General features: G+C 67.8%; 4 protein-coding genes. 2 read left to right on the forward strand and 2 right to left on the reverse strand.

Translation table 11 applies throughout. From position 1 onward, the window contains the following. The coding region (locus RDU12_RS14220) for an S-adenosylmethionine:tRNA ribosyltransferase-isomerase (protein WP_308685281.1) at positions 1-635 on the reverse strand (635 nt) is incomplete at its 3' end. A 34-nt stretch (positions 636-669) separates the two neighbouring features. Beyond that, positions 670-1,137, reverse strand: a complete 468-nt coding sequence (locus RDU12_RS14225) for a hypothetical protein (RefSeq protein ID WP_300291470.1) — start codon at positions 1,135-1,137, stop codon at positions 670-672. A 46-nt stretch (positions 1,138-1,183) separates the two neighbouring features. Between RDU12_RS14225 and RDU12_RS14230 the strand changes: the two genes are divergently transcribed. Both RDU12_RS14230 and RDU12_RS14235 read left to right on the forward strand, forming a co-directional pair. Beyond that, on the forward strand, positions 1,184-2,857 hold the full coding sequence (locus RDU12_RS14230; protein ID WP_300291471.1) for a lysine--tRNA ligase: 1,674 nt from the start codon (positions 1,184-1,186) through the stop codon (positions 2,855-2,857). Positions 2,858-2,982: 125 nt separating this feature from the next. Then, positions 2,983-3,215, forward strand: a 233-nt coding sequence (locus tag RDU12_RS14235) for a glycine zipper 2TM domain-containing protein (RefSeq protein ID WP_308685284.1), incomplete at its 3' end; no start/stop codon positions are given.

The raw sequence follows: 3,215 nt of genomic DNA on the forward strand, positions 1-3,215 counted from the left end.
GCCTCGATCGCCGCCATCAGGGCCGGCGTGAAATGCAGACCCGCCGTCGGCGCGGCGACCGAGCCGTCCCAGTGGGCGAACATGGTCTGGTAGTCTGAGCGATCGCGGTCGTCCTCGGGCCGCTTGGCGGCGATATAGGGCGGCAGGGGCATGATCCCGACGTCGCGGATGGCCTCGTCCAGGAACGGCCCCGACAGGTCGAAGCGCAGCGTCACCAGCCCGTCCTCGCCCTTGTCGACCACGGTGGCGTCCAGGCGGCCGAGCAGGCAGGCGCCGTCGCTGTCCGGGCCGAAACGGATGCGATCCCCCGGCTTGATCCGCTTGCCCGGCTTCATGAAGGCGGACCAGACGTCCGGCGCGTCGCGGTGATGCAGGGTGGCCTCGACCGCGACGGTCAGGGTCTCGCCCTCCGCTCCGATCCGCTCGCGCACCCCCGACAGCCGCGCCGGGATCACCCGCGTGTCGTTGAACACCAGGGCGTCGCCGGGGCGCAGGAAGTCCGGCAGGTCGCGGATGATCCGGTCCTCCAGCCCGCCGTCCCGCACCACCAGCAGGCGGGCGGAATCCCGCGGCTCGGCGGGGCGGAGCGCGATCCGGTCGTCCGGCAGGTGAAAGTCGAAATCGGCGGTCTTCATGGAGCGGCGCAAAGGCCACGGGGGAGGGGCGGGGTCAAGGTCCGCGCGTGTTCAGGCCGTAGGCGTCCATGAAGCGGAAATAGTCCCGAAATCGGTGAAGTTCGGAGCCCGTCGCCGGATCACAGACGACATCGAGTTGCCGTGAACGCCGGGGGTCTGCGTTCGCATCGATATATGGGCCGTCGTCGCTGTTGGGCGGACCGGCGGGGTCGGCAACGCCGCTGAACAGGATGGATCGCCGGATGCGATAGGTCCTGTCCGCGCACCGGAAGGCCATGAACTCAAGACGGTAGGCGGGCGTCGTCCAGCGTGTTTCGGCGGTTCCGTGCCGATATACCGTATAGGCCAGAGCCAGTTTGAAATCCCTGCCATCCGGCACGAACGCGTCGCCTATGTTCACGGCGGTCGCCTCGTCCCGGTCCGCGTGGGTGACCACCCAATCGCTACGACCCGTCATGACCTGACTGGACAGCGCGACCGCGATCAGGAACGTCGGAACCATGGGGCTATTGTTGACCCGCCCGCCCTTCCGGGTCAAAGCCCCTCGCATGCTGCAGAACCTCGAAACCCTCGCGCGCGACGCCAAATCGTGGCCGTTCGAACAGGCCCGCAATCTTCTCGCCCATGTGCTGAAGAAGCGGCTGTCGGACGCCGAGCGCAACGCGGCCAAACTACTGATCGACGCCGGCAAGGCGGACGACGCGCTGGCGACCTTCGAGGCCCTGCAACGGCCCGTGATCTTCGAGACCGGATACGGCCCGTCGGGCCTGCCGCATATGGGCACCTTCGGCGAGGTGGCGCGCACCACCATGGTGCGCAACGCCTTCCGCGCCCTGACCGGCGACCACTGGCCCACGCGGCTGATCGCCTTCAGCGACGACATGGACGGGCTGCGCAAGGTTCCGGAGGGCATTCCCAACCCGGAGATGCTGACCGAGGACCTGCACAAGCCCCTGACCGTGGTGCGCGATCCGTTCGGCACCCACGACAGCTTCGGGGCCCACAACAACGCCCGCCTGCGCGCCTTCCTCGACGGCTTCGGCTTCGAATACGAATTCCTGTCCTCGACCGAGCAGTACAAATCCGGCCGCTTCGACGCGACCCTGCTGACCCTGCTGGAGCGGTTCGACGCCGTGCAGGCCATCATGCTGCCGACCCTCGGCGAGGAGCGGCGCGCCACCTATTCGCCCTTCCTGCCGGTCAGCCCCGTCACCGGCCATGTTCTGCAGGTCCCGACGCTGGAGCGGAACGTGGAGAAGGGGACCATCGTCTTCGACGACCCCGCGGGCGGACGCACCGAGGTTCCCGTCACCGGCGGCCATGTGAAGCTGCAGTGGAAGCCCGACTGGGCCATGCGCTGGACCGCGCTGGACGTCGACTACGAAATGTCGGGCAAGGACCTGATCGAGAGCGTACGGGAGTCGTCGAAGGTCTGCCGCGCCCTGGGCGGCGTCCCGCCCGAGGGCTTCAACTACGAGCTCTTCCTCGACGTCGAGGGCAAGAAGATCTCCAAGTCCAAGGGCAACGGCCTGACCATGGAGGAGTGGCTGCGCTACGGCACGCCGGAGTCCCTGAGCTGGTACATGTTCCAGTCGCCGAAATCAGCCAAGAGCTTGCATTTCAACGTCATTCCGCGGGCGATCGACGACTATTTGAGCTTCATCGAGCAGTACAAGACCCAGGAGCCGGCCAAGCGGATCGACAACGCCGTCTGGTCGATCCACGCCGGTTCGCCGCCCGATCACACCTCGCCGGTGTCCTTCGCCCTGCTGCTGAACCTCGTCGGCGTCGCCAACGCCTCGTCCAAGGCCCAGCTGTGGGCCTATTTCGCCAAATACCTGCCGGATGCGACGCCGGAAACCGAGCCGCTGCTCGACCAGCTGATGGACCGGGCCCTGAACTACTACGAGGACTTCGTGAAACCCACGAAGGCCTACCGCCTCCCTGACGACAAGGAAAAGGCGGCGCTGCTCGACCTCGCGACGCGTCTGAAGGCCCTTCCGGCCGACACCACCGACGGCGAGCTGATCCAGGCCGAGGTCTATGCGGTGGGCAAGGCGCACGCCTTCGAGCCGCTGAGGGCGTGGTTCGGCGCACTGTATGAAGTCCTGCTGGGCGCCTCGCAGGGACCGCGGTTCGGCTCCTTCGCGGCCATCTACGGCCTGCCGCAGACCATCCAGCTGATCGAGGACGGGGCGAACGGCCGCCTCGCCGGGGCCTGAGCCGCCGACCCGCGTTCGTGCGGCAACCTACATGAACCGAATATAACGACCTGCCTCCGGGAGCCTTCATGTCGGCCGGCGCATTGTGCCTGCCATCGACCAACTCGATGACAGGAGACTGAGCCATGTCGAAGAACAAGATCACCGCCGCCGTCGCCGCCGCCGCCCTGCTGGGCGGACTGGCCCCGATGGCGCTCCCGACCGCCGCCCTCGCCCAGCAGGCCAACGGCATCACCAACTGCGACGCCCCCGGCGGACGCCAGCAGGTCGGCGCCGCCATCGGCGCCGTCATCGGCGGCCTCGCCGGCAGCCGGATTTCCAGCAATGAACGCGCCCTCGGCGCCGTGGTCGGCGCCGG

It is taken from the genome of Brevundimonas sp. (assembly GCF_031082345.1).
Lineage (GTDB): Bacteria > Pseudomonadota > Alphaproteobacteria > Caulobacterales > Caulobacteraceae > Brevundimonas.

Bases quoted from the DNA above. Each gene is read 5' to 3' on its own strand.
- RDU12_RS14225 (WP_300291470.1), bottom strand. From the start codon at position 1,137: ATGGTTCCGACGTTCCTGATCGCGGTCGCGCTGTCCAGTCAGGTCATG.
- RDU12_RS14230 (WP_300291471.1), top strand. From the start codon at position 1,184: ATGCTGCAGAACCTCGAAACCCTCGCGCGCGACGCCAAATCGTGGCCG.